The sequence below is a fragment of the Puniceibacterium antarcticum genome, assembly GCF_002760615.1.
In the GTDB taxonomy this organism is placed as follows: domain Bacteria; phylum Pseudomonadota; class Alphaproteobacteria; order Rhodobacterales; family Rhodobacteraceae; genus Puniceibacterium; species Puniceibacterium antarcticum.
The window spans coordinates 163,025-187,484 of record NZ_AWWI01000060.1; the positions used below are offsets into that span (position 1 = coordinate 163,025).

Annotated in this window: 25 protein-coding genes; 11 read left to right on the top strand and 14 right to left on the bottom strand. The window is 60.1% G+C overall.

The window, feature by feature from the left end:
• Positions 1-316 precede the first annotated feature (316 nt).
• On the top strand, positions 317-3,175 hold the full coding sequence (gene uvrA / locus P775_RS08495; RefSeq protein WP_099910575.1) for an excinuclease ABC subunit UvrA: 2,859 nt from the start codon (positions 317-319) through the stop codon (positions 3,173-3,175).
• Positions 3,176-3,226: 51 nt separating this feature from the next.
• Here uvrA and P775_RS08500 read toward each other — a convergent pair whose 3' ends face one another.
• The 4 genes from P775_RS08500 to P775_RS08515 all read right to left on the bottom strand — a co-directional run bounded on the left by P775_RS08500 (position 3,227) and on the right by P775_RS08515 (position 6,873).
• A complete protein-coding gene (locus P775_RS08500; RefSeq protein ID WP_099910576.1) occupies positions 3,227-3,655 on the bottom strand; it encodes an excinuclease ABC subunit A in 429 nt (142 codons plus the stop codon).
• A 136-nt stretch (positions 3,656-3,791) separates the two neighbouring features.
• Positions 3,792-4,664 (bottom strand): 3-hydroxyisobutyrate dehydrogenase, encoded by an 873-nt coding sequence (gene mmsB, locus P775_RS08505; RefSeq protein WP_099910577.1) that lies wholly within the window; start codon positions 4,662-4,664, stop codon positions 3,792-3,794.
• Positions 4,661-5,710: an enoyl-CoA hydratase/isomerase family protein gene (locus tag P775_RS08510; RefSeq protein WP_099910578.1), complete on the bottom strand. Its 1,050-nt coding sequence runs from the start codon at positions 5,708-5,710 to the stop codon at positions 4,661-4,663. The genes mmsB (P775_RS08505) and P775_RS08510 overlap by 4 nt, the downstream gene beginning before the upstream one ends.
• A 23-nt stretch (positions 5,711-5,733) precedes the next feature.
• Positions 5,734-6,873 carry an acyl-CoA dehydrogenase family protein gene (locus P775_RS08515; protein WP_099910579.1) on the bottom strand — a complete coding sequence of 380 codons (1,140 nt, stop codon included), beginning with the start codon at positions 6,871-6,873 and terminating at the stop codon, positions 5,734-5,736.
• Between the two features lie 382 nt (positions 6,874-7,255).
• On the opposite strand from P775_RS08515, the gene P775_RS08520 reads away from it, so the two are divergent.
• Positions 7,256-7,843 carry a VPLPA-CTERM sorting domain-containing protein gene (locus P775_RS08520; RefSeq protein WP_180287378.1) on the top strand — a complete coding sequence of 196 codons (588 nt, stop codon included), beginning with the start codon at positions 7,256-7,258 and terminating at the stop codon, positions 7,841-7,843.
• A 105-nt stretch (positions 7,844-7,948) separates the two neighbouring features.
• Here P775_RS08520 and P775_RS08525 read toward each other — a convergent pair whose 3' ends face one another.
• Positions 7,949-9,448 carry a CoA-acylating methylmalonate-semialdehyde dehydrogenase gene (locus tag P775_RS08525; protein WP_099910581.1) on the bottom strand — a complete coding sequence of 500 codons (1,500 nt, stop codon included), beginning with the start codon at positions 9,446-9,448 and terminating at the stop codon, positions 7,949-7,951.
• 102 nt (positions 9,449-9,550) lie between these two features.
• Here P775_RS08525 and P775_RS08530 point away from each other — a divergent pair, with 102 nt between their 5' ends.
• From P775_RS08530 to coaD, 3 genes are all read left to right on the top strand, one after another.
• Positions 9,551-10,447, top strand: a complete 897-nt coding sequence (locus tag P775_RS08530; RefSeq protein WP_099910667.1) for a LysR family transcriptional regulator — start codon at positions 9,551-9,553, stop codon at positions 10,445-10,447.
• Between the two features lie 62 nt (positions 10,448-10,509).
• Complete coding sequence (locus P775_RS08535) at positions 10,510-10,944, top strand: CBS domain-containing protein (protein ID WP_099910582.1); 435 nt, start codon at positions 10,510-10,512, stop codon at positions 10,942-10,944.
• 102 nt (positions 10,945-11,046) lie between these two features.
• Positions 11,047-11,553 (top strand): pantetheine-phosphate adenylyltransferase, encoded by a 507-nt coding sequence (gene coaD, locus P775_RS08540; protein WP_099910583.1) that lies wholly within the window; start codon positions 11,047-11,049, stop codon positions 11,551-11,553.
• Here coaD and P775_RS08545 read toward each other — a convergent pair.
• From P775_RS08545 to P775_RS08570, 7 genes are all read right to left on the bottom strand, one after another.
• A complete protein-coding gene (locus P775_RS08545) occupies positions 11,541-11,702 on the bottom strand; it encodes a glyceraldehyde-3-phosphate dehydrogenase (protein WP_099910584.1) in 162 nt (53 codons plus the stop codon). The genes coaD and P775_RS08545 overlap by 13 nt on opposite strands.
• Positions 11,703-11,768: 66 nt before the next feature.
• Positions 11,769-11,930, bottom strand: coding sequence for a hypothetical protein (locus P775_RS28005; protein WP_180287379.1), 162 nt, complete (start codon positions 11,928-11,930; stop codon positions 11,769-11,771).
• Between the two features lie 820 nt (positions 11,931-12,750).
• Positions 12,751-13,752: a type I glyceraldehyde-3-phosphate dehydrogenase gene (gene gap / locus P775_RS08550; RefSeq protein ID WP_099910585.1), complete on the bottom strand. Its 1,002-nt coding sequence runs from the start codon at positions 13,750-13,752 to the stop codon at positions 12,751-12,753.
• Between the two features lie 41 nt (positions 13,753-13,793).
• Entirely contained in the window at positions 13,794-13,979 is a 186-nt protein-coding gene (locus P775_RS08555) for a hypothetical protein (protein WP_099910586.1), read from the bottom strand.
• Positions 13,980-14,050: 71 nt separating this feature from the next.
• Complete coding sequence (locus P775_RS08560; RefSeq protein ID WP_099910587.1) at positions 14,051-14,575, bottom strand: helix-turn-helix transcriptional regulator; 525 nt, start codon at positions 14,573-14,575, stop codon at positions 14,051-14,053.
• Entirely contained in the window at positions 14,572-15,111 is a 540-nt protein-coding gene (locus P775_RS08565; RefSeq protein WP_099910588.1) for a cytochrome b/b6 domain-containing protein, read from the bottom strand. The genes P775_RS08560 and P775_RS08565 overlap by 4 nt, the downstream gene beginning before the upstream one ends.
• Positions 15,112-15,172: 61 nt before the next feature.
• Positions 15,173-15,418: a PepSY domain-containing protein gene (locus P775_RS08570; protein WP_099910589.1), complete on the bottom strand. Its 246-nt coding sequence runs from the start codon at positions 15,416-15,418 to the stop codon at positions 15,173-15,175.
• Between the two features lie 291 nt (positions 15,419-15,709).
• Here P775_RS08570 and P775_RS08575 point away from each other — a divergent pair, with 291 nt between their 5' ends.
• On the top strand, positions 15,710-16,126 hold the full coding sequence (locus tag P775_RS08575; RefSeq protein WP_099910590.1) for a DoxX family protein: 417 nt from the start codon (positions 15,710-15,712) through the stop codon (positions 16,124-16,126).
• Complete coding sequence (locus P775_RS08580) at positions 16,123-17,109, top strand: DUF808 domain-containing protein (protein WP_099910591.1); 987 nt, start codon at positions 16,123-16,125, stop codon at positions 17,107-17,109. Before P775_RS08575 ends, P775_RS08580 begins: the two co-directional genes overlap by 4 nt.
• Before the next feature lie 6 nt (positions 17,110-17,115).
• Here the strand turns inward: P775_RS08580 and P775_RS08585 are convergent, their stop codons facing one another.
• Entirely contained in the window at positions 17,116-18,153 is a 1,038-nt protein-coding gene (locus P775_RS08585; protein WP_099910592.1) for a serine hydrolase domain-containing protein, read from the bottom strand.
• 205 nt (positions 18,154-18,358) lie between these two features.
• Positions 18,359-19,333 (bottom strand): LysR family transcriptional regulator, encoded by a 975-nt coding sequence (locus tag P775_RS08595; protein WP_218967651.1) that lies wholly within the window; start codon positions 19,331-19,333, stop codon positions 18,359-18,361.
• A 218-nt stretch (positions 19,334-19,551) separates the two neighbouring features.
• On the opposite strand from P775_RS08595, the gene chvE reads away from it, so the two are divergent.
• The 4 genes from chvE to araD1 all read left to right on the top strand — a co-directional run bounded on the left by chvE (position 19,552) and on the right by araD1 (position 24,452).
• Complete coding sequence (chvE, locus tag P775_RS08600; protein ID WP_099910595.1) at positions 19,552-20,613, top strand: multiple monosaccharide ABC transporter substrate-binding protein; 1,062 nt, start codon at positions 19,552-19,554, stop codon at positions 20,611-20,613.
• A gap of 119 nt (positions 20,614-20,732) precedes the next feature.
• On the top strand, positions 20,733-22,265 hold the full coding sequence (mmsA, locus tag P775_RS08605) for a multiple monosaccharide ABC transporter ATP-binding protein (RefSeq protein WP_099910596.1): 1,533 nt from the start codon (positions 20,733-20,735) through the stop codon (positions 22,263-22,265).
• On the top strand, positions 22,262-23,464 hold the full coding sequence (gene mmsB / locus P775_RS08610; protein WP_099910597.1) for a multiple monosaccharide ABC transporter permease: 1,203 nt from the start codon (positions 22,262-22,264) through the stop codon (positions 23,462-23,464). Before mmsA ends, mmsB (P775_RS08610) begins: the two co-directional genes overlap by 4 nt.
• Before the next feature lie 4 nt (positions 23,465-23,468).
• On the top strand, positions 23,469-24,452 hold the full coding sequence (gene araD1, locus P775_RS08615; protein WP_099910598.1) for an AraD1 family protein: 984 nt from the start codon (positions 23,469-23,471) through the stop codon (positions 24,450-24,452).
• Positions 24,453-24,460: the final 8 nt, after the last annotated feature.

The following is a 24,460-nucleotide window of genomic DNA, read 5'->3' on the forward strand; positions in this document are numbered from 1 at the left end:
AGATATGGGGCAGTTCATAGGCTTCGCCAAGGGGAAGATCGGGTTTGTCTGTCTGCGCAGTCATTGACGCAGGGCTGGCCAGCACCGATATGCAGGACAAGGTGCGCGGGTTTGCGGCGACATTCATGACACTGAGGCGGAACGCGAAAGCCGCAGGCTTCGTTTGTCGATGAATGTGCAGTCATCCTGCGGCAACAGGACCATGTGAGCAGATCGCCAGAAGCGGCATCTGTAATGTTCCTGTTGCGTTCTCAATTTTGGGTTGGTCAAAGTGCCGACGTCAACTATGTCTTAACCGTTGCAGATCGGGGGGCTCATGGCCGAGCAAAAGTATATCGAGGTGCGCGGTGCACGCGAACACAACCTCAAGAACATTGACGTGGATATCCCGCGCGACCAACTGGTTGTGATCACTGGGCTTTCCGGGTCGGGTAAGTCGTCCCTGGCGTTTGATACGATCTATGCCGAGGGACAGCGCCGCTATGTCGAATCGCTGTCCGCCTATGCGCGGCAGTTCCTTGACATGATGGAAAAGCCGGATGTGGATCACATCAGCGGTCTCAGCCCCGCAATTTCCATCGAGCAAAAGACGACATCCAAGAACCCCCGGTCTACCGTTGGCACAGTGACCGAGATCTACGACTACATGCGTCTGTTGTTTGCTCGTGCGGGCACACCCTACAGCCCTGCCACCGGCCTGCCGATCGAGGCGCAGCAGGTGCAGGACATGGTGGACCGCGTGATGGCGATGGAGGAGGGCACGCGCGCCTATCTGCTTGCCCCCGTCCTGCGCGACCGCAAAGGCGAGTATCGCAAGGAGTTTCTGGAGCTGCGCAAGCAAGGGTTCCAGCGGGTTAAGGTGGATGGGCAGTTCTATGAGCTGGACGAGCCGCCAACACTGGACAAGAAGTTCCGCCACGACATCGACGTGGTTGTTGACCGGCTTGTGGTGAAAGAGGGGCTTGAGACGCGACTGGCGGATTCGTTTCGCACGGCGCTGGACCTCGCCTCGGGCATCGCGGTGCTTGAGACGGCGCCCAGCGAGGGAGAGCCGGAGCGGATCACTTTTTCCGAGAATTTCGCCTGTCCTGTCAGTGGTTTCACCATCCCCGAGATTGAACCGCGGCTGTTTTCGTTCAACGCGCCCTATGGGGCCTGCCCGGATTGTGACGGTCTGGGGATGGAGCTGTTCTTTGACGAGCGGCTTGTCGTGCCGGATGCCGATCTGAAAATCGGCGATGGCGCGCTCGCGCCCTGGCGCAAGGGCAAATCGCCGTATTTTACCCAGACCATTCAGTCCATTGCCAAGCATTATGGGTTCAGCCCGAGTGCCAAGTGGAAAGACCTGCCTGAAAACGTGCAGGAGGTGTTTCTGCGCGGTTCGGGTGACGAGGAAATTTCGTTTCGCTATGACGAAGGCGGTCGGGTCTATCAGGTCAGCCGGGTGTTCGAAGGCGTCATTCCAAACATGGCGCGCCGCTACCGCGAGACGGACAGCAACTGGGTACGCGAAGAGTTCGAGCGGTATCAGAACAATCGTCCATGCGGGAGTTGCCACGGCTACCGGCTCAAGCCGGAGGCGCTGGCGGTCAAGATCGGCGCGCAACACATCGGTCAGGTTGTGCAGATGTCGATTAAGGAGGCTTTTGACTGGTGCGGCACTGTGCCGGACGCGCTGTCCAAGCAGAAGAACGAGATCGCAAAGGCCATCCTCAAGGAAATCCGCGAACGTGTTGGATTCCTGAACAATGTCGGGCTTGAGTATCTGACCCTCTCGCGCAATTCCGGCACGCTGTCTGGTGGGGAAAGCCAGCGTATCCGGCTGGCGTCGCAGATCGGATCGGGCTTGACCGGCGTTCTCTACGTTTTGGATGAGCCGTCCATTGGTCTGCACCAGCGCGACAATGACCGTTTGTTGGGAACGCTCAAGAACCTGCGCGATCAGGGCAATACGGTGATTGTGGTCGAGCATGATGAAGAGGCGATCCGCGAGGCGGATTATGTCTTTGACATCGGTCCGGGAGCCGGTGTGCATGGTGGTCAGGTGGTGAGCCACGGCACGCCGCAGCAGATTGCCGACGATCCCAACAGCATTACCGGTCAGTATCTTACGGGCGCACGTGAAATTGCCGTGCCAACTGTGCGGCGCAAGGGCAATGGCAAGAAGCTCAAGATCGTCAAAGCGACGGGGAACAACCTGCGCAATGTCACTGCCGAGTTTCCGCTGGGCAAGTTCGTCTGTGTGACAGGCGTATCTGGCGGCGGGAAATCCACCCTGACGATTGAGACGCTGTACAAGAATGCCGCGTCCAAGCTGAACGGTGCGCGTGAAACACCAGCGCCCTGTGAGACGATCAAGGGGTTCGAACATCTGGACAAGGTGATCGACATTGATCAGCGCGCCATTGGACGGACTCCACGTTCGAATCCAGCGACTTACACCGGGGCCTTCACGCCGATCCGCGACTGGTTCGCGGGACTGCCAGAGGCCAAGGCGCGCGGCTACAAGCCGGGGCGGTTCAGTTTCAACGTCAAGGGCGGGCGTTGTGAGGCCTGTCAGGGCGATGGTGTCATCAAGATCGAGATGCATTTTCTGCCCGATGTCTATGTGACCTGCGAGACCTGTAAAGGCGCACGCTATAACCGTGAGACTTTGGAAATCAAGTTCAAAGGCAAGAGCATAGCCGACGTTCTTGATATGACGGTTGAAGATGCGCAGACGTTTTTCCAGGCCGTACCTAGCATCCGGGAAAAAATGGATGCGCTGATGCATGTGGGCCTTGGCTATATCAAGGTCGGACAGCAGGCGACGACCCTGTCCGGGGGCGAGGCGCAGCGGGTGAAGCTGTCGAAAGAGCTGGCGCGGCGGTCTACGGGGCGCACGCTCTATATCCTCGACGAGCCGACCACCGGTCTGCATTTCGAAGATGTGCGCAAGCTGCTCGAAGTGCTGCACGAGCTGGTGGATCAGGGCAATTCTGTGGTGGTGATCGAGCACAATCTGGATGTGATCAAGACGGCGGACTGGCTGATCGACATCGGCCCCGAGGGCGGTGATGGCGGCGGCGAGATCGTGGCCGTTGGCACACCCGAACAGGTTGCCGAAGAACCGCGCAGCCACACCGGGCGGTATCTCAAACCGATGCTCAAGGCGCGTAAAGTCGCGGCGGAGTGATTTCAGGGCGGGGTCAGCGATTGACCCCGCCCTTTGGCTTTTCGGTCTCTCTTACCTCAGGATCGCGGCGGCGAGCCCGATGATCTCAAGCACCTTGCGGCTGTCTTTGTCGACACGGAACACTTCGTCACCCGAGCGGTAGTAGGTGTGGTTCGGGTTCAGCCCATAGCGGCGCGGATCACGAATGACGGTGTAATCTCGATCGATCCGCTCACCCTTGTGATAGCGGTATTCGCGGCGGTCATTGTCTTGATGATCGCTCCGACGGCGATCCATGTCATGCCGGTCGTCGCGGCGGTCATCATGCCGGTCAACCTGACGCTTTTCGACCTTTTTGCCCTGACCCGGCGGCTGGCAATGATCGCTTTTCTTGGCAAGGCCCGGGGGGCAGCCGTTGGGTGCGGCCATAGCAGGGGCGGATGTCAGGGCAAACGCCGCCAGGGCGAGAGCGGAGAAGGTATAAAAGGCGTTGCGGGTCATGGTCTGGTCCTTTGCGACGTCCGTGCCGGGGCACAGATGGGTGTTCCGGTGGCATCGTTTGATGCAGCACTGACCCTTATACGCGCCGCTTGTCGTTTTCCGTTGCACGTCTGTCGAAATGTTGGCGAAAGAGCGCCTAACCGCGCCCGCGTCCCTCGAACCGGGGGAGCATGGCGGAAAAGTCGCGGCCTTTGCCATCCTCCTCCTCGACAAAGCGGCGGTACAGGTCGGTTGCGGCCTGACCCAGCGGCGTGTCGGCATCTGCCGCCTCGGCGGCCTGCTGCGACAGGCGCAGATCCTTGAGCATGAGGTCGGCCGCAAAGCCCGGGGTATAGCCGTTGTCGGCGGGGGATTTGGGGCCTATTCCGGGCGCGGGGCAGTAGGCGTTCATCGACCAGCTGTAGCCTGAAGATGTCGAGACCACATCGAACATCGCTTGCCGGTCTAGGCCAAGCTTGTCAGCAAGGGCAAAGGCCTCGCAGGTGGCGATCATGGTGACGCCGAGGATCATGTTGTTGCAGATCTTGGCGGCCTGACCGTTGCCCGAGGGGCCGCAATGCACGGCCTTTTGTCCCATGATGTCGAACAGCGGTGCGGCCTTTGCCATGGCGGCGTCCGATCCGCCGACCATGAAGGTCAGGGTGCCCGCTGTCGCCCCGCCGATGCCGCCGGACACCGGAGCGTCGAGCGGCAGAAGGCCAGCGGCCTCGGCCTGCGTGGCGACGGCGCGGGCGCTGTCCACATCCACGGTCGAACAGTCGAGGAAGACCGCGCCGGGGGACATCGACGCGATAATCTCATTCGCGACCGCGCGCAGAATGGTTCCGTTCGGCAGCATGGTGATGACCACATCGGCGCCTTGGGCTGCGTCGGTGGCCGAGGCGGCATTGCTGACGCCTTCGACCGTGACCATGGCCGTGTCAAAGCCGGTGACATTGTGCCCGGCGCGCGACAGGTTGCTGGCCATGGGGCCGCCCATGTTGCCGAGGCCGATAAAGGCTATGTTCATGCTGTCGTCTCCTCATGAAAGTCGATCTGTGCGTCCTGCAGTGGGGCGAGCATCTGTACGATGTCTGCATCTGGTACGGCGTCGAAGGGGTGTTTCCAGACCGGCTTGCGATCCTTGTCGATGATGGCGGCGCGGATGCCTTCGAGGAAATCGCCCTTTTGCATAGCGCGGTAGGTGAAGCGGTATTCGAGGTCCAGCGCCGTGTGAATGGTCGGGGTGCCCCGTTTCAGCCGGTCGAGCATGTCGAGCGCACAGGCCATGGAGAGCGGCGCATTGCGCGCGAGTTTTTTTAGGGTGTCCGTTGCAAAGTCCGTGTTCGAGGATTCGAGGCTGCGCCCCACCTCGGTAAGTTTCACGGCCGCGAAATGGGTGTTGATCTGGGGCAGGAGGCTTTGCATCTCGCCCTGCGGAGGATCTTCGGCGGCGCTGTGCAGCACCGAGAGGTCGGGATGATGTTCCAGCGCGGTGAGGAGGTCAGGCCAGCGGTCCTGGGGAATGTAGAGATTGGCAAAGCCCGCGAAAATGGCATCGGCTGGCCCCATGCGCGCGGCGGTGAGGCCAAGGTAGGCACCGAGCTGTCCGGGCGCGCGGGCCAGCAGAAGCGAGCCGCCCACATCAGGCACAAGGCCGATGCCGCATTCTGGCATGGCGATCTGGCTGGTTTCGCACACAATGCGGTGCGCGGCGTGGCAGCCGATGCCGACTCCGCCGCCCATGGTGAACCCCTGCATCAGGCTGATCACGGGTTTGGGGTAGTCGGCGATCAGGGCGTTCAGGCGGTATTCGTCGCGCCAGAAGGTCTGGCCATAGGTGAAATCGCCCTTGGTTCCGGTGGCATACATCTCGGCAATGTCGCCCCCGGCGCAAAAGGCGCGATCCCCCTCAGCGTCGATGATCACTAGAGCGACAGCAGGGTCGCGGCGCCAGTCCAGCAGTGCTGCCTCGATCTTCAGGCACATGTCGTAGCTGAGCGCATTCAGCGCCTTGGCACGGGTCAGGGTGATCCGTCCCGCGCGGCCTGTGGTGCGGATGGATATGTCGGACAATGCGGTCTCCCTTGTCTGGTGCGTCACGCCCGGAGCATGTCGCGCGCCACGATCAGACGCATGATTTCGTTTGTGCCTTCAAGGATCTGGTGAACCCGCAAATCGCGCACCAGCTTTTCGATGCCGTAGTCGCCCAGATAGCCATAGCCGCCATGCAGTTGCAGGCACTGGTCGACGATGCGCGATCCGGCCTCGGTCACGAATTTCTTGGCCATGGCGCAGAACTTGGTGGCATCCGGAGCACCTGTATCGAGTTTCCACGCTGCCTGGCGTAGGAATATGCGGGCGGCCTGAAGTTCGATTTCCATATCGGCAAGGCGGAATTGCAGGGCCTGAAACTGGTCGATGGATTTGCCGAAGGCGCGGCGTTCGGACATATAGGCCAGCGTCAGGTTCAGACCGTGCTGCGCCGCGCCCAGCGAACAGGCGGCAATGTTGAGCCGTCCGCCATCCAGCCCGGCCATGGCGTATTTAAAGCCGTGCCCTTCGTCACCGATCAGGTTCGCGGCGGGCACCGGGCAGTCGTCGAACTGCACCTGCCGGGTGGGTTGCGACCGCCAGCCCATCTTGTCCTCAAGCCCGCCAAAGCTCAGCCCCGGCGTGCCGTCCTCGACCAGCAGGGTGGAAATGCCGCGCGCGCCATCCTCGCCTGTTCGCGCCATCACGAGATAGGCGTCGGAATAACCGCCGCCCGAGATAAACGCCTTGGTCCCGTTCAGGGTGTAGCCATCATTGGTGCGTGTGGCGCGGCTGCGCAGGGCGGCTGCGTCCGATCCAGAGCCGGGTTCGGTCAGGCAGTAGCTCAGCACCATTTCCATGCTCAGCGCGCCGGGCAGGACACGTGCCTTGAGCTCGTCCGAGCCGTAGCTGTCGATCATCCGGGCGCACATGTTGTGGATCGACAGAAACGCCGCAACAGAGGGGCAGGCCATCGACAGCGCCTCGAACACCAGCGTCGCATCCAGACGGGTCAGGCCGGAACCGCCGCTGTCTTCGGATACGTAAAGCCCGCCAAAGCCGAGATCGGCCAGCTTTGGCCAGAGATCCTTGGGAATGGTGCCGTCGGCCTCCCAAGTGCGGGCGTGCGGGGCGACATGTTCCTGTCCAAAGGCATGGGCCATATCAAATATCGCGGACTGCTCTTCGCTCAGCGCAAAATCCATCAGGTCTCCCCCCTTGCCGTCTTTTCGCTGTTTGTGATGAGGCAACAGTTGTGCTGGATGCGCAAGGGGCAAGCGGCGCAAGAATTTGCATACCGTATCAGAGCAATGTGGGAAACGCTTTGGCCTGATGTGCCAAACAGCGCGGCCGGGGTGGTTTCAGTCGGGGAAGCGGTCTGTGGAGCGGCCGAGCGAGAGGTCTATCCTTTGGTATAGTGCGATATCCCTGCGCGCCAAAACGTACCCGTTTGTTTGGTGGTTTGGTGCCGTGGTGTCCGCTAAACACCTCAAGCAATGAATGAGTTTCCAAGTTTTCGCGACTGCCAAAAGACGTTTGCGCGGTTGGATTTTAGCGCCGACACACCGCATCAGAAGGATGTATTTAATGATTATGCTTGGTTTTATAAGAGCTGTGCCCTTGGCCGTGGCGCTGATCCTTGGTGCACAAGGCGCGCTGGCGAAAACAGAGCTTCCGCGCGAATTGAGTTGTGCTGTTGCCAGCGTCACCGGTGCCGAAAGCTGCGCAGGTATTTATTCCGGCAACAACTCCAACAGCGATCTGAACGGGCTGTTCGGGGTCGCCGATTGGGGCAAGGAATACAAGATCGACAGCGATCACGGATCGCTGTCTTTCGGTGGCACGGCCTTGACCGTATCCAACCGTTCCAAAAGTTGGAGCCTTGAGGGCGCTGGGACCTATGCCAACCTTATGTTCGTGCTGAAGGGTGGCAACAGCTATTCTGCGTTCCTCATGGACACCAGCGTCCTGTCCGGCAGCTGGGACACGCAGTCCATGCTGAAAGGCAATGGGAAGCGCGGGCCGGATCTATCGCATTGGTCGGTCTATACGCAGGGGACCACTACTGTCGGGAAACCGGGTGTGCCGTCGGCTGTACCACTTCCTGCCGGGGTTGGCCTTTTGATGGCCGCTCTGGGTGGTCTGGGCCTGATGCGTCGTCGCAAGGCCGCCTGAACCGCAAGAGTACCTTACAGAAAAGCGCGACGCATTTTGCGCCGCCCTTTTTCGTATCCGTAGGACTGTCTGGCAGAACGCGTGTTGCGTTCTGCCGGGGTCCAGTCACTCCATCGGTTTGAAGTTGAATTCGCCGCCGTCCTTGATGCCCGAGAACCAGCGCGCCGTGACGGTCTTGGTCTTGGTGTAGAACTTGAAGGCGTCAGGGCCGTACTGGTTGAGATCGCCGAATGCCGATTTCTTCCAGCCGCCAAAGCTGTGGTAGCTGAGCGGCACCGGGATGGGGAAGTTGATGCCGACCATGCCGACATTCACGCGGTGCGCAAAGTCACGCGCCGTATCGCCATCTGCAGTGTAGATCGCAACACCGTTGCCATAGGGATTGTCGATGACGAGGTTCAGCGCCTCTTCATAGGTCTCTGCACGGACGGTGGAGAGGACAGGGCCAAAGATCTCTTCCTTGTAGATGTCCATGTCGGTCGTCACGTTGTCAAAGAGTGACGGGCCGACGAAATAGCCATCCTCGTAGCCCTGCAGGCTGAAACCGCGACCATCAACCACCAGATCGGCACCCTGATCGACACCAGAGTTCACCAGACCTTCGATCCGCTGCTTGGCGGCTGCGGTGATGACGGGGCCGTAATCCACATCTTCGCCCGAGGTGTAAGGCCCGACCTTGAGCTTTTCGACGCGGGGCACCAGCTTTGCGATCAGCTTGTCCGCGGTTTCCTTGCCCACCGGGACAGCCACCGAAATCGCCATGCAGCGTTCGCCCGCAGCACCGTAGCCAGCCCCCACCAGAGCATCAGCCGCCTTGTCGAGATCGGCATCGGGCATGATGATCATGTGGTTCTTGGCACCGCCAAAGCACTGCGCACGTTTGCCGTTGGTCGCCGCGCGGCCATAGATGTACTGCGCGATCGGGGTCGAGCCGACAAAGCCAACCGCCTGCACGGTTTCATTGTCGAGGATCGCATCCACAACTTCCTTGTCGCCGTTGACCACCTGCAGCACGCCATCGGGCAAGCCGGCTTCGCTCAGCAGTTCGGCCAGACGCAGCGCGGTCGAGGGGCAGCGCTCGGACGGTTTCAGGATCATCGCGTTGCCGCAGGAAATCGCCGGGGCCATTTTCCACAGCGGGATCATCGCCGGAAAGTTGAAGGGCGTGATGCCCGCGACGACACCCAGCGCCTGACGCATGGAATAAAGGTCGATTCCGGGACCGCCGTCATCGGTGAATTCGCCCTTGAGCATCGCAGGCGCGCCCATGCATACCTCAACCACTTCAAGGCCACGCTGCACATCGCCGCGCGCGTCGGGCAGGGTCTTGCCATGTTCGCGGCTGACCAGCTCGGCCAGCTCGTCCATGTGTTCGTTGATCAGCGCGCCGAATTTCATCATCACGCGGGCACGGCGCTGCGGGTTGGTGGCGCCCCATGTCTTTTGCGCCTCCGCAGCCTTGGCCACGGCATCGTTCAGCTCTTGCACTGTTGCCAGCGGCACCTTGGCCTGCACTTCGCCGGTGGCGGGGTTGAAGATTTCGGTGAAACGTCCCGAGGTGCCTTTGACATGGGCACCGTTGATGTAGTGGGTCAGTTCTTTCATGGGGGATCCTCCTAGGTTGGCGTCACTCTAGCCTTGCAAAAATAAGGGCAACAGGGGAAATATGCCAAATAGGCTTTGCATAAATGCAAGATGGGGGCGGGCGTGGCGGAAATCTGGGACGACGTGCGCATCTTTCTGGCCGTCGCGCGCAGCGAAAGCCTTTCCGCCGCCGGGCGCCTGCTGCGCATGGACCCTGCCACCGTTGGCAGGCGCATCGCGCGGCTGGAACAGTCCCTTAATGCGCCGCTTTTTGCGAAATCACCACAGGGCTATGCGATGACCGAGCCCGGCGCGCGGCTCTTGCGCCATGCCGAAGCGGCCGAACAGGCGATGCAGGCGGCGGCAGAGGCGGTGGCGGGCGTAACGGAGGGGCTGTCGGGGCAGATCCGCATCGGAGCGCCGGATGGGTGCGCGAATTTCCTGCTGCCCCAGGTCTGCGCCGCCATTGCCGATGACAATCCGGAACTTGAGGTGCAGATCGTCGCGCTGCCGCGTGTGGTGAACCTGTCCAAGCGCGAGGCGGACATGGCGATCGCCGTATCGCCCCCGACAGCCGGACGGCTGAGTGTGCAGAAGGTGACGGATTATCACCTACATCTCGCGGCCAGCGAAAGCTATCTTGCACAGCATCCGCCGATCCGCACCCGGGGGGACCTGAACGGGCACCGGCTGGTTGGCTATATCTCGGACATGATCTTTGACAAGGAACTGGATTATCTGTCCGATCTTGGCGTGACGCGGCACGCGCTGGCATCGAATTCGGTTGCGGTGCAGTTCCACTGGTTGCGCCAGGGTGCGGGGATTGGCATCGTGCATGACTTCGCTCTGCCTGCCGCACCGGACATGGTCAAGGTTCTGGGCGATGACATCAGCCTGACCCGCAGCTTTTACCTTGTCCGCCATGCCGATGACAGGCGTCTTGAACGGATGAACCGCTTTGCTGCCCTGTTGGCAGACGGGCTGCGCCGCGAAACCGCGCGCCTCGAAGGTCTGACTTGACAGAGCGGCCCTTCGCAGAGGACGCTGGAAAAAAGCAGATATATCAGTGGAGGAGGATGGATATGCAGGTACACCACATTCTGAAGAGCAAGGCGAATGACGTGGTTTTCACGGTCACACCCGGGTCGCTTGTTGCAGAGGCTGCAAAGATTCTGGCGGACAAGCGCATCGGCACCGTGGTGGTTTCACCTGATGGGATCACCGCGACCGGTGTTCTGTCCGAACGTGACATCGTGCGCCAGCTTGCCAAACATGGCGCGGCCTGCCTGTCGGCGGCGGTCAGCGATTACATGACCTCTAGAATCCAGACCTGTACCCGCGATGAAGAGGCGGATGCCATTCTGACCCGCATGACCGAAGGCCGGTTCCGTCACATGCCAGTTGTCGAAGAGGGCAAGCTGATCGGCCTGATCACCATAGGGGACGTGGTCAAGGCGCGTCTCAGCGAATTGTCGATGGAAAAATCCGCTCTCGAAGGCATGATCATGGGCTATTGATGGGCCGGGTTCGTCCGCGACATCGCTCCTGGTTCGCATTTGGGGTTGCAAAGGTTAACGCAATATTGTTGCGTGCGCCGAACCAATAACAGGGGGCACCCCATGCAAATCGGCCTGTATCCCGGAACCTTCGATCCCATCACGCTGGGGCATATCGACATCATCCGCCGCGCCACCGTCTTGGTGGACAGGCTGGTGATCGGCGTTGCCATCAATCGCGACAAGGGGCCGCTTTTCAGCCTCGAAGAACGGGTGAGCATGATCCAGGAGGAGTGTGCCAGCCTGATCGAGCAGACGGGCACAGAGATTGTGGTTCATCCGTTTGAAAACCTGCTGATCAACTGCGCCCGCGATGTGGGCGCACAGGTCATCATCCGCGGTTTGCGGGCGGTCGCGGATTTTGAATATGAATTTCAGATGGTCGGCATGAACCGGGCCCTGGATGACAAGATCGAGACCGTGTTTCTGATGTCCGAAGCCCGTCATCAGGCCATCGCGTCAAAACTGGTCAAGGAAATTGCGCGGCTCGGCGGTGATGTCGGGAAATTCGTCACGCCCCAAGTCAGGGATGCCCTGCGTGCCCGGTACGAGGCGTCTCAGAGACCGTAGACGGCGTGGCGCGCGACAAGGTGTTCGTTGCCGACAATATCAAGATCGATACGGCTGCGCAGCGACAGGGATCGCAGCGCGGCCAGAGTCTTGCGATAGGCGATGTGCTGACGGATGCGGGTGCTGAGAGTTGTGAAAGTCTGTGTCATTTTAGGTCCTTTGGTGTGACTGCACGGTTCAGGTCCAGTGCGGGGCGTGTTCTGTAAGAGACTGTTTCAGGTGCCGTTAAAGGCGCGTCTTGCGATTTTTTCGGCGTCCGCTGGATGAATGTCGATGTCGAGCGCCACATACAGGGGCATCTGGCGAAGTTCACTGAGGGTGCGGCGCCCTTCTGCGCGCTTTGCAATGCGCTTCTGAAAGGTGGAGAGCAGCGTCATTCGGTGCCTCCTTTCAGGGAGCTTTGTTTGTGGCCTGTATCTGTTTTCGATAGCGCTAACATATGCGTGCTGCGGTGCAGCACAACTGACGTGACTCCAATGCCGCCATGCAGAAAATGCAGGGCTAGATTCAGCGTTTCTTAAAATCTGACAGGTAGAACAGGCGGCACCAGACACAGGAGAATCCTGATGGACAGCTTGAAAATCGGTGACGTTGTCGCAAGGGCAGGGAAAAATCCGGCCCAAACGCAACAGGTGGCTCAAACGGCCGCTTTTGACGATGCAATTAACGCTGCAAGGTCCTCGTTGGGACTTACGGGGCGCATGCCCTCTGCATTTGAAATGCAGCTTGCGACCTCTTCAGTCGCACCACTTTCCTCACCTCCGCCAGTATCCGTAGCACCTCTGCCTTTGGCAGCGGTGGGTTATACTTCGGCGCGGGCGGCGATTGGCGGGGATACGGACTAGCAACTCTGCCGACTGAAACGCCTTTGCACATCAGGATCAAAGATCCCAAGGCGAAAGACGATCTGCAAAGGTTTCAGGGAAAGGTCGGATTGCCGCGGCGCAAGAGCGCCTAACAGGATCGGCGGATGCGTGAAAATCGCGTTTCCGCCGGTTTTGATAAGTATGAGTTTCAAGGGAGTTCTATGGACCCAATTGCCCTGATATGCGCGCCGCCAAAGGCGTCGTGTGCGAACACTGCAGGATGGACCGGCAGGCGCCTGTCTGTGGCAAATCCCCCCAGAGCGTGCAGATCCTGCCTTCGATGCGTGTCTGCGACAGCAAGGACGCCTTGTCCCCGCTGCCGCAGTTTTCATCAGATCAGTTTGCCCATCGCAACGGCTGTGTCGGCCATGCGGTTGGAAAAACCCCATTCGTTGTCATACCAGCTGAGGATGCGGCACATGGTGCCGTCCATGACCTTGGTCTGATCCATATGGAAGATCGAAGAATGCGGATCATGGTTGAAATCCATGCTGACCAGCTGACGGTCGGTATAGCCCAGGATGCCCTTGAGGGGGCCATCAGCGGCGGCGCGGATCGCATCGTTGATTTCGGCAATCGTGGTGTCGCGCGAAGATTCGAATGTCAGATCAACAACCGACACGTTCGGGGTGGGAACGCGAATGGCAACGCCGTCCAGCTTGCCCGCTAGTTCCGGAAGCACCAGACCCACGGCCTTGGCCGCTCCGGTCGAGGTGGGGATCATGTTCAGCGCAGCCGCGCGGCCGCGATAAAGATCCTTGTGCATCGTGTCGAGCGTCGGCTGATCACCGGTGTAGGAGTGGATCGTGGTCATAAAGCCGCGCTTGATGCCGATCAGATCGTTCAGCACCTTGGCGACGGGGGACAGGCAGTTCGTGGTGCAGGACGCGTTTGAGACGATGATATCATCCTTTGTCAGCGTGTCATGGTTCACACCGTAAACAATCGTCTTGTCCGCATCGGTGCCGGGGGCCGAGATCAGCACGCGCGACGCGCCGTTCTGCAGGTGTGCCTGGCACTTTTCCTTGGACGTGAAGATGCCGGTGCATTCCATCACCACATCGACGTCACCCCAGGGCAGCTCTGCCGGGTTGCGCAGCGCGGTCACCTTCATCGGGCCACGGCCCACGTCGATTGTGTCCTCCGTGGTCTTCACCTGGGCCGGGAAACGGCCATGCACGCTGTCGTATTGCAGCAGATGTGCGTTTGTCTCGACAGGGCCGAGATCGTTGATCGCGACGACTTCGATATCGGTGCGGCCTGATTCAATGATGGCGCGCAGCACGTTGCGCCCGATACGTCCAAATCCGTTGATGGCAACCTTGGTGGTCATGGGAAAAATCCCTCCTTCTTTCGTTTCAGCGGCCGGACCGATCAGTCCGAAACTCTGTTACCGCTCGCAATCAAATGGTCCGCGCGGCTCACGCGGCGGCCCTGAGTCCTGATGCCCGCAAGGCGGCGAAACGCCAAGCGGTTCTGCAGGACAATGACCTTGTTGCGAAGAAACAGCAGATGGTCCAGCGCGTAAAGCGGATAACCCGCGATGACCTGCGCAAACATGACGTTCGCCTGCAGCAGTCGGCCGAAATATGTCCTGCGGCAGGGGATTGCATCCCGCTCCGGGCCTGCAGTCACAGCGTATCGGCGCCAGAACGCTCCAGCAGGGGCACGCCCAGCAGATCCTCGATCAGCAGGCTCAGCAATCCGCCGCGCCCCGTGACGCCGGCCTTGCGGTAGATGGCGTTGAGGTGCGATTTCACTGTCCCCTCGGCGGATCCGCGCAGCACGGCGATTTCACTGATGCTCATGCCCTTGATCGTGAACTGCGCCACATCCTGCTCGGACGGGGTCAGTGCCCAGAGGTGAAAATGTTCTTCGATGACGTCATGAAAGGCGCCCGTGGCAGCGGTGACCTGTCGTTCCAGGTGCGCCTCGCGTCTCAGCAGATCCATCAGGAGCCGCGTTTCGATGACGACGGCAGCCATAAGGGCCAGCGAAGCGATGGCCTCAAACACCATCTCGCCATGGATCAGGTTTGCCCAGCCACCATCCACCCCGTCAAACACGGCATCCGCCACATAAAACGCCGCGCAAATGCTTTGCACGGCGATCACGATGACAAGAGAGGCGGGCGCGCGTTTGTTCGGAACCGTCATGGAACGATGTTAGCATCTCCGGGAATGTCTTTGACACCCGTAATCATGGCCCGGGGCAGATTGACGCCGGTGCGCAGGCTTTCCCAGATTACGGCACCCACATGCACACCCACCGACACTCCGGCCCAAACCACCAGTGTTTCGTGCAGGTTTTCGACCCAGCCCATGCCCCAATAGGCATCGGTCGTCAGCATGTAGCCGGTGACAGCAACGGCCGAAATGCTGATCAGCAGGTTCAGGATCATCAGCGCACCAAGCGGAGAATGCCCCAGATGCACCTTTTTGCGCCGGGTGGCGATGTCGGACAGATGGCCCATTACTGCAGAAGGGGATGGCACGAAGGACGAGAATTTGGCCGAACGCGGCCCGAAGACACCCCAGATCAGCCGCAGCGCGATCAGTGCGCCAATCACATAGCCCAAAGCATGGTGCAGGGTGCTTTCGGGATTGGTGAACAGGGCATTTGCGACAAACCCGATCACAAGCGCCCAGTGAAAGACCCGAAGGAAGGGGTCCCAGATACGATGATGCAGCATGGCGGATATTCCTCTGATGGGGGCGGGCGCGGACCCGGGGTGCCGGATCCGTGCCTTTGAGTCAGTCGGCTGTCTTGGTGCGCACAACGTTCATCGCGGCATCCAGATAGAGTTCGACCTTCTTTCCGTCTCTCAGGGCGTAGACCTCGAACATGCCGTCCTCGACGTCGACGCGGCGGACCTCATAGCCCTGCGCGGTCAGGGAAGAGGTGATTTCCTGTGTCTTGGCGGTGTCCAGAACAACCGATTCAGACGCCTGAACGGCGCCGGCAGTGAGCAGGAGCACAAGGGCGAGTGTGCGTGTCATGAGGGGGTCCTTTCCCAGACGGGGGCTGCTTTGTGCAGCTTCCGTTGGTTGACATCTGCGTCGGGGCGTCAGGCTGCGAAATAGGCCTGGGGTGGCAGAACACCCTGAAATGGACGTTCTATAACTTGGGTTCAGGCCGCTCTCGCCGGGGCTTTTGCACCAGATAGCGGCTTTTCATGACGAACAGGCTACAGATCCGGCATGCGCATCGCGGCAACCTGTCGGCAGTTGCGTATCGCATCCGCCGTGAGGTTGCGCTAACTAGGGGGGTGATTGAAAGGGGGGGGGCGGATGTCAGAAATTGCAGTGCTTGCGGGCCGTTTGCTGATCGCCATGCTTTTTGCAGCGGGTGCGGTGCAGAAAGCGATTGATCCGGATGCGGCGGGGGCGCTTCTGAGCGGTCTGGGATTGCCCTATCTGCTGGTCTGGCCCGCCTTGATCTACGATGCCGTTGCCGCGATTGCGCTGATCCTCGGGATTGCGGTTCGCCCGGTTGCGGCATCCCTTGCGGCCTATTGCATGTTCACCAGCATATTTCACTTTATTCCCGACGATCCCTGGCAGATGAGCATCTTTGTCAAGAACTGGGCCATCGCGGGGGGATGCCTCGTGCTGGCCGCCCATGGGCCGGGGCGCTATGTGTTTTTCGGAACCTCGGCCAATGCCGTGGGGTTGTCCCGCAACGGGACAGGAAAGGATCAGGTATGAGCGGTTTGCTTGCGCTACTCGATGACGTGGCTGGCATTGCCAAGATTGCGGCGGCCTCGGTCGACGACGTGATGGGGCAGGCGGTGAAGGCCGGGTCAAAGGCGGCCGGTGCTCTTATCGATGATGCTGCCGTGACGCCCAAATATGTTCATGGCTTTGAACCTGCGCGCGAACTGCCCATCATCTGGAAGATCGCCCGCGGATCACTGATCAACAAGCTGGTCTATCTGCTGCCCGTCGGTCTGCTGCTGGCAAATTTTGCCCCTTGGCTGATCGCGCCGCTTCTGATGGTCGGGGGTGCCTATCTATGTTTTGAAGGCGCGGAAAAGATCTTTCACGCGCTCTTCCCCGGCGATGGCCATGACGCGGGAACTGAGAAGGTGATCACCGACCCCACGCACCTTGAGGAGCAAAAGGTGCAGGGCGCGATCAAGACCGATTTAATCCTGTCTGCCGAGATCATGACCATTGCCCTGTCGGCCATTCCCGAAAGTTCCTTCTGGATGGAGGCGGCAACACTGGCGGTCGTTGGCGTGATGATCACCGTCGCGGTCTATGGCAGTGTCGCGCTGATCGTGAAGATGGACGATATCGGGCTCTGGCTGGCACAGGTCGGACGGTTCGGGATCACCCGCACGATTGGGCGCGGGATCGTCAAGGCAATGCCTGTGCTGATGAAGACGCTGACCATCGTCGGCACGGCGGCCATGCTCTGGGTGGGCGGGTCGATTGTCGTGCATGGTCTGGGCGAAATCGGCTGGCATATGCCCGAAGAGGTGATCCATCACGCCGCCGTCACTGTGGCTGGAATGGTGCCGGAAAACCTGCGCGGGGCTGCGCAGTGGACGGCGACCGCAGCTATGGATGGTGCTCTGGGTGTGCTGTTGGGGATCGTGCTGATTCCCATCGGCACGAAAGTGGTGGCACCACTGTGGGGGGCGGTCTTTGGCGGCAAGAAGGACGGCTCTACCGCCGCACATTGAACCCACTCAGCTCTGTGACAGAAAGCTCGCCGCCGCGCGTTGCGCGGAGTGCCTGACGCGGGCGGTTGGGGCGGTGTTCAGCGCCAGAACAAGCGCACTCTTTTCCGACGGGTTGATCAGAACAAGGTTGAACCAGAAGCGGTGCGATCCGGTGTGTCGCAAGAGCGAACCATTGCGCATGTCCCAGCCCATGGCATGGCCTTGACCCGCAGCGTCCCGGTGCAGTTTTTGCCAGCTTTCTGAGTTCAGAAAAGCCTCTGGTTTGCGCAGATGCGCGCTGAGGTAGCGCAACTGGTCCGCCAGGCTTAGATGTATCCCGCTCGCAGGGCCCATGACGGCGATTTCATCCGCATCGGGCACCGATGCCCGGCGCGACCAGGGAAAGGGGCCGCCATGACCCCGCGGCTGACAAAGCGTTTTTGCAGGGCCCGAGGGCCCAAAGCCTGCTGTCTCCAGCGCCAGCGGCTCGAAAACCCAGTCGGTGATCAGCTCTTCCCAGCTTTGGTCGGTCGCCGCTTCCAGCATGGCGGCGACGACGACATGGCCCGCGTCTGAATGCCTCAAGGCGGTACCGCGTCGGATTAGCAACTTCTGGCATCGTCGCTCTGCGCCTTCAGCGCCGCGTACGGCGCTGAAGGCGCGCGTCAGGCGCGGACCTGCAGGGCGCGAAAGTCCGCAGCGATCGGAAAGCAGCATTTCAAAGGTTGCATCAACCAGATCTTGATGCAGCGCCAGATCCCCCATCAGCTGTCCAACCGTATCCTCCCACCGGATCACATCCGCTTCAACCAGCCGCGCCACGAGCATGGCCGTCATGGATATGGCGTTTGATCCGATCTGCCACAGGTCCTGCCGGGTGACATCGATTCCGGTGCCGCGCACCCTTTCACCCATCGCCGCCAGTCCACGTCGCCCGCCTTGCAACAGGGCGACCGAAACCGCCGGTGCACCGCTGCCTGCCAGCAACTGACGCGCCAGTGCGGCTGCGCGCAGATTGGCCTGCACGGCATCGGCCGTCACGCAAAGGGTCGGTGTCAGGATCATAAGCGCCGCCGCCAGACAGGGTTTCGCGCAAGGTCATGCGGCAGGACTACCCCCTGGCCGCATTGCGTGGAAAGCCCCTGCCGCTGCAGGGGCCAAATCCCGCGCAGGTGGGGGCAATCGTCGGCGGTGATTGGCCGTTGACCCGGGATGTGGCAAACTGCATCGCGGCGGCCAACCGCTTGGGTTCAGACAGAATGCCTCATCCTCAGCTGGAAACGCCAGAGAGCGGCATCTGATCTAGGCGCTGTTCGATTTGGGCCAGCACCTTGCGCACGGCGGGGCTTTGCTCGGTCTCTCTGCGGCAGATCAGGGAATAGGCGGCCACCTGAATATCCTCGGGCAAATCCAGCGTGCGGATCGTGCTGCCCAGTCGCGAGGCGCTGGTGTAAAGTTCGGCCACAGAGGTGGCGATTGGCGCGATGGCATTGGTGTCGCTGATCAGTCCCAGCGTCAGTAGCAGCGACGAGGTGCTGAGAACGCGGGCAGGCGGGCGCAGGCCGCGCTCCAGCAGATAGGTTTCCGCCGTCAGGCGCATCAATCCGCCCGGCGCCTGCATCACCCAGTCATAGGCCAGACAGTCGGCAAGGCTGAGGCTGTCATGCCGCAGCAGCGGATGCCCCTGCCGGACCGCCAGCGAAATCGGTTCGGTTCCGATCCGGCGCAACGTCACGGCGCGCGGATCCAGAGAGGCGGGCAGGCGGCCCAGATAAAAATCCAGATCATGGCCCAGCAATGCCTCGGCCAGCTTGTCCGAAGTGTCAACCAGAACGTTGAATTCGATCTCTGGGTAAATGACGCGGATTTCGCGGATGATCGGCAAAACGATTTCAAGCCCCGGACCTGTCACCGTCCCGATTCTGACCAGCCCGCGCGCGCCCGAGTTGAGCAGCGCAATATCCTCAAACGCACTGTCCAGATCGTGCAGCGTTGCCCGGGCCCTGCGTGCGAGGATCTGTCCTGCCTCCGTCAGCAGAATGCCGCGCGCATGCCGCTGGTAGAGCTTCACACGTGACGTTTTTTCCAGCTCTGCGAGCAGGCGGGACGCGGCGGGCTGGGTCATCCCCATCTGCGTCGCCGCGCCAGAAATCTGGCCGGTGTCCTCAAGCGCGATCATCAGGCGCAGCTGGGGCAGGCGCAGCCCGCGTTGCATCAGCTTGGCGGTTGCGCCCTTCTTCGACATCGGTTTTTCCATGAGGTCTCCGGAAAAGATATATCAGTATAGCTATATCATTAAGTTAATTTCTGATTTGATTGCAATGTCCTTACTCGTCATCCTCCGCCCAGCAGAGCGCCGGACATGGAATCAAATTTAGGATTCCCCCGGAAGATTCTGCCGAACATGACTGCACGGACCTGACCCGAAGGAGATAGGGACAGGGCTGCGCGAGGGAGGAAGACATGAACGGATTCAAGACTTTACTGGCAACCACAGCTTTGGTTGCCCTCGGTTCAGCCGCGTTCGCGCAGGACAAGGGCTATGTCGGCATCGCGATGCCCACAAAATCCTCTGCCCGCTGGATTGCCGATGGCGAAAACATGGTGAAGCAGTTCGAAGAGGCGGGATATACCACCGACCTGCAGTATGCGGATGACGACATTCCCAACCAGCTGGCACAGATCGAGAATATGATCACCAAAGGTGTGAATGTTCTGGTGATCGCCGCCATCGACGGCACCACGCTGTCGAACGCTCTGGCCAATGCCGCAGCGTCGGACATTGACGTTGTCGCCTACGACCGCCTGATCCGTGACAGTGGTGATGTCAGCTATTATGCCACGTTCGACAATTTCAAAGTAGGCGTGCAGCAGGCAACCACGCTGGTCGATGGGCTGAACGAACGCTTTGCGGATGAAAAACCGTGGAATGTCGAACTGTTCGGCGGCAGTCCGGACGACAACAACGCCTATTTCTTTTACAATGGTGCGATGTCCGTCCTGCAGCCTATGATTGATGCAGGCGATGTGGTCATCCCCTCTGGTCAGATGGGCATGGACAAGGTTGGCACCCTGCGCTGGGACGGCTCTGTGGCGCAAGCGCGGATGGATAACCTGCTCTCGGCCAATTACACCGACAAGAAGGTGAACGCCGTGCTGTCACCCTATGATGGCCTGTCCATCGGTATCCTGTCCTCGCTCAAGGGTGTGGGCTATGGCTCGGGCGATATGCCGATGCCGATCGTTTCTGGTCAGGATGCCGAAATCCAGTCGGTCAAGTCTATCATCGCGGGCGAGCAGTATTCCACGATCTTCAAGGATACCCGCGAACTGGCCCGTGTCACAGTTGGCATGGTCAACGCATTGCTGAGTGATGCAGAACCCGAGATCAATGACACCACCACCTATGACAATGGCGTCAAGGTCGTGCCGTCCTATCTGCTTGAACCGCTTCCGGTTACCAAGGAAAACTGGGAAGCGACTCTGCTGGACAGCGGTTACTATACCCGCGACCAGATCGAGTAATCGCCTCTCTGTCGGTGGTGCGGTGCAATAATCCCGCGCCACGGTCAACCTGGTTCTTGCCCTGCTCATGCGGGCGGGCAGGAACCCTTTTTTAAAGACGCTCAAAGAGGGACAAGCCTTTGTCTGTCATTCTGGAAATGCGCGCGATCACCAAAGAATTCCCCGGAGTCAAAGCGCTGGATCAGGTCAGCCTGTCGGTGGAAGAGGGTGAAATCCACGCGCTGGTCGGCGAAAACGGTGCCGGTAAATCGACCCTGATGAAGGTGCTTTCGGGGGTTTATCCCCATGGAAGCTATACCGGCGACATCGTGTATGACGGTCAGATCAAGGCTTTTCGTGGTATTTCTGACAGCGAAGCGGACGGGATCATCATCATCCATCAGGAACTGGCCCTGGTGCCGTTGCTGTCGGTGGCCGAAAATATCTTTCTGGGCAATGAACGCGCGTCAAAGGGCATCATCGACTGGCGTGAAACCAACCGGCGCGCCGCCGAATTGCTGGCCCGTGTCGGGCTGAAGGAACACCCCGAGACTCTTGTCGACACATTGGGGCTGGGCAAGCAGCAGCTGATCGAAATCGCCAAGGCGCTGTCCAAGAACGTGCGCTTGCTGATCCTGGACGAGCCGACCTCGTCCCTGAACGAAACCGACAGTCAAAAGCTGCTGGATCTGCTGCTAGAGTTCAAAGCCCGGGGCATCACCTCAATCCTGATTTCGCATAAGCTCAACGAGATTTCGCGTGTCGCCGACACGATCACAGTGATCCGCGACGGATCGGCCGTATCGAGGCTGGATTGCCGCGAGGGGATCAGCGAAGACCGCATCATCCGCGATATGGTGGGCCGGTCACTGGATGATCGCTATCCGGCGCGCGATCCGAAAATTCAGGCCGAGACGGCGATGGAAGTGCGCAATTGGTGCGTGACCCATCCGCTGCACAATGACCGGCAGGTGGTCAAGAACGTCTCTTTTCATGTGAAAAAGGGCGAGGTTCTGGGCATCGCCGGGCTGATGGGGGCAGGGCGTACGGAACTGGCGATGTCGCTGTTTGGCCGCTCTTATGGTCAGAACATCTCCGGTACGGCACTGATCAACGGGGAAGAGGTGAATTTGTCCACCGTCCGGCGCGCCATCAACGCAGGGCTTGCCTATGCGACCGAGGATCGCAAGACCTATGGGCTGGTTCTGGACGAAACGATCCGGCGCAACGTGCCGCTGGCCGATCTTGAAGGTGTGGCAAACGGCGTGATCGTGGACCGCACGAAAGAGGCTGATGTCGCCAACCTGTACCGCAAGCGGCTGAACATAAAATCCAGTTCCATCGAACAGGAAACCGTGAACCTGTCAGGTGGCAATCAGCAAAAGGTCGTGTTGTCAAAATGGCTGTTTGCCGATCCCGATGTGCTGATCCTTGATGAGCCGACCCGTGGAATCGATGTCGGCGCCAAGTTTGAAATTTACACGGTGATCCGCGATCTGGCCGCATCCGGCAAGGCGATCATCGTCATCTCGTCCGAATTGCCCGAACTTCTGGGCATCACGGATCGTCTTTATGTCATGAACGAAGGCCGCTTCGTGGGGGAAATGCCCACCGCTGAGGCGAGCCAGGAAAAGATCATGGCGACCATCATCAGATCGGGGGATCGCACATGACCCAGACAACCACAAATACCCAGCCAACGCCGGTCGCGGTCAAATCGCCCATTGCCTTTTTGCGCAGCCATATGCGCGAATACGGCATTCTCTTTGCGCTGATCGCCATTATGGCGTTCTTTCAGGTAGCGACAGGGGGTATCCTGCTCAAACCCGTGAACCTGACCAACCTGATCCTGCAGAACTCGTACATCATCATCATGGCGATCGGCATGCTGCTGGTCATCGTCGCGGGGCATATCGATCTGTCCGTCGGCTCGGTCATGGGCTTTGTCGGCGCGTTGGCGGCGGTGATGATCGTGAACTGGGGCGTGCCCTATTTCATCGCCGGTTTGCTGTGCCTTGTGGCAGGCGCGATCATCGGCATGGCGCAGGGGTTCTGGGTGGCCTATTTCCGCATCCCGTCCTTCATTGTGACCCTTGCAGGCATGCTGGTGTTCAAGGGTCTGACCCTGTGGCTGCTGGCCGGTCAGTCCGTCGGCCCCTTCCCCAAACAGTTCCAGCTGATTGCCTCGGGTTTCATCCCGGATTTGCTGGGGGGCGCTGACCTTAACCTCTTCTCGCTGCTGATTGGCGTGCTGGTCGCGACGTTGATCCTGGTTCTGGCAATCCGCAACCGCACCGAGGCCGCAAAATCCGGCAGCATTGAGGAACCGTTTTCATTCTTCGCCGCCAAGAACGGGCTGATCTTCATCGCGCTGGTTTATATGAGCTACCTTATGGCCGATTTCCGCGGCCTGCCGAATGTGTTCATCGTGATGGCGCTGCTGATTGCGGTCTATTCCTTTGTCACGTCGCGCACCACCATCGGGCGCCGCATCTATGCCATCGGTGGCAATGAAAAGGCGGCGATGCTGTCGGGGATCAACAGCCAGAAACTGACCTTTCTGACCTTCGCCAATATGGGTGTGCTCGCGGCACTTGCTGGCCTCGTTTTCGCGGCGCGCCTCAACACAGCGACGCCAAAGGCGGGCGCAGGGTTCGAACTGGACGTGATCGCGGCAGTGTTCATCGGTGGTGCGTCCATGTCCGGCGGCGTTGGAACCGTGGTGGGCGCCGTGATCGGTGCCTTCATCATGGGGGTGATGAACAACGGCATGTCCATCCTCGGGATCGGTATCGACTGGCAGCAATGCATCAAGGGTCTTGTCCTGCTTGCCGCCGTTATCTTTGACGTCATGAACAAGAAGAAGGGCTGAAACCATGCTCCTGTCCCAATATCGCAAGCCTGATGGCCAGATCCAGATCGTCGCCCGTGACGGAACCGAGGCGTTTGAGGTCAAAACCGACCTCTCGCTTTATGAGCTTGCTATGGACTGCGCCGCAAAAGGCGACACCCTGCGCGACCGTATCGCCGCACTTGGCCTGAATGGCGCGGTCGATCTTGAGGCGCTTTATGCGGCGGGCGATCTGCTGCCACCGCTGCTGCACCCCGATCCCGCGCATCTGCATCTGACCGGCACCGGTCTGACGCATCTCGGCTCTGCCTCGACACGCGCGGCGATGCATTCCAAGGCACCGCAGGACGAGACGGATTCGATGAAGATGTTCCGCATGGGGGTCGAAGGTGGCAAACCCGCCAGCGGCATCGGCGTGCAGCCCGAATGGTTCTACAAGGGCACCGGTCATGCGCTGATCGCCCCCGGCCATGCGCTGACCTCGCCCGATTGTGCCGAGGATGGCGGAGAAGAGCCGGAACTGGCCGGCCTCTATATCATCGGCGCGGACGGCACGCCGTTCCGGCTGGGCTTTGCCCTTGCCAATGAATTTTCGGATCATGTGATGGAGCGGCAGAACTACCTTTACCTCGCCCATTCCAAGCTGCGCCCCTGTTCTGTCGGCCCCGAGCTGTTCATCGGCGATCTGCCCGACAGTATCGAAGGCACAAGCAAGATCACCCGCGACGGCACCACGATCTTTGAAAAGCCGTTCCTGTCGGGTGAGGGCAACATGTCCCATACCATCGCCAATCTGGAACATCACCACTTCAAATATGGCGTGTTCTGCCAGCCGGGTGATGTGCATATCCACATGTTCGGCACTGCGACACTGTCGTTTGGCGACGGGATCCGCACCCAGAACGGCGATCTGTTTGAAATCAGCGCGCCCGCCTTTGGTCTGCCGCTGCGCAATCCGCTGGCCACCACCGCCCTTGCGACGACACCCGTCGCCGTGCGTACATTGTAGGAGCCGAG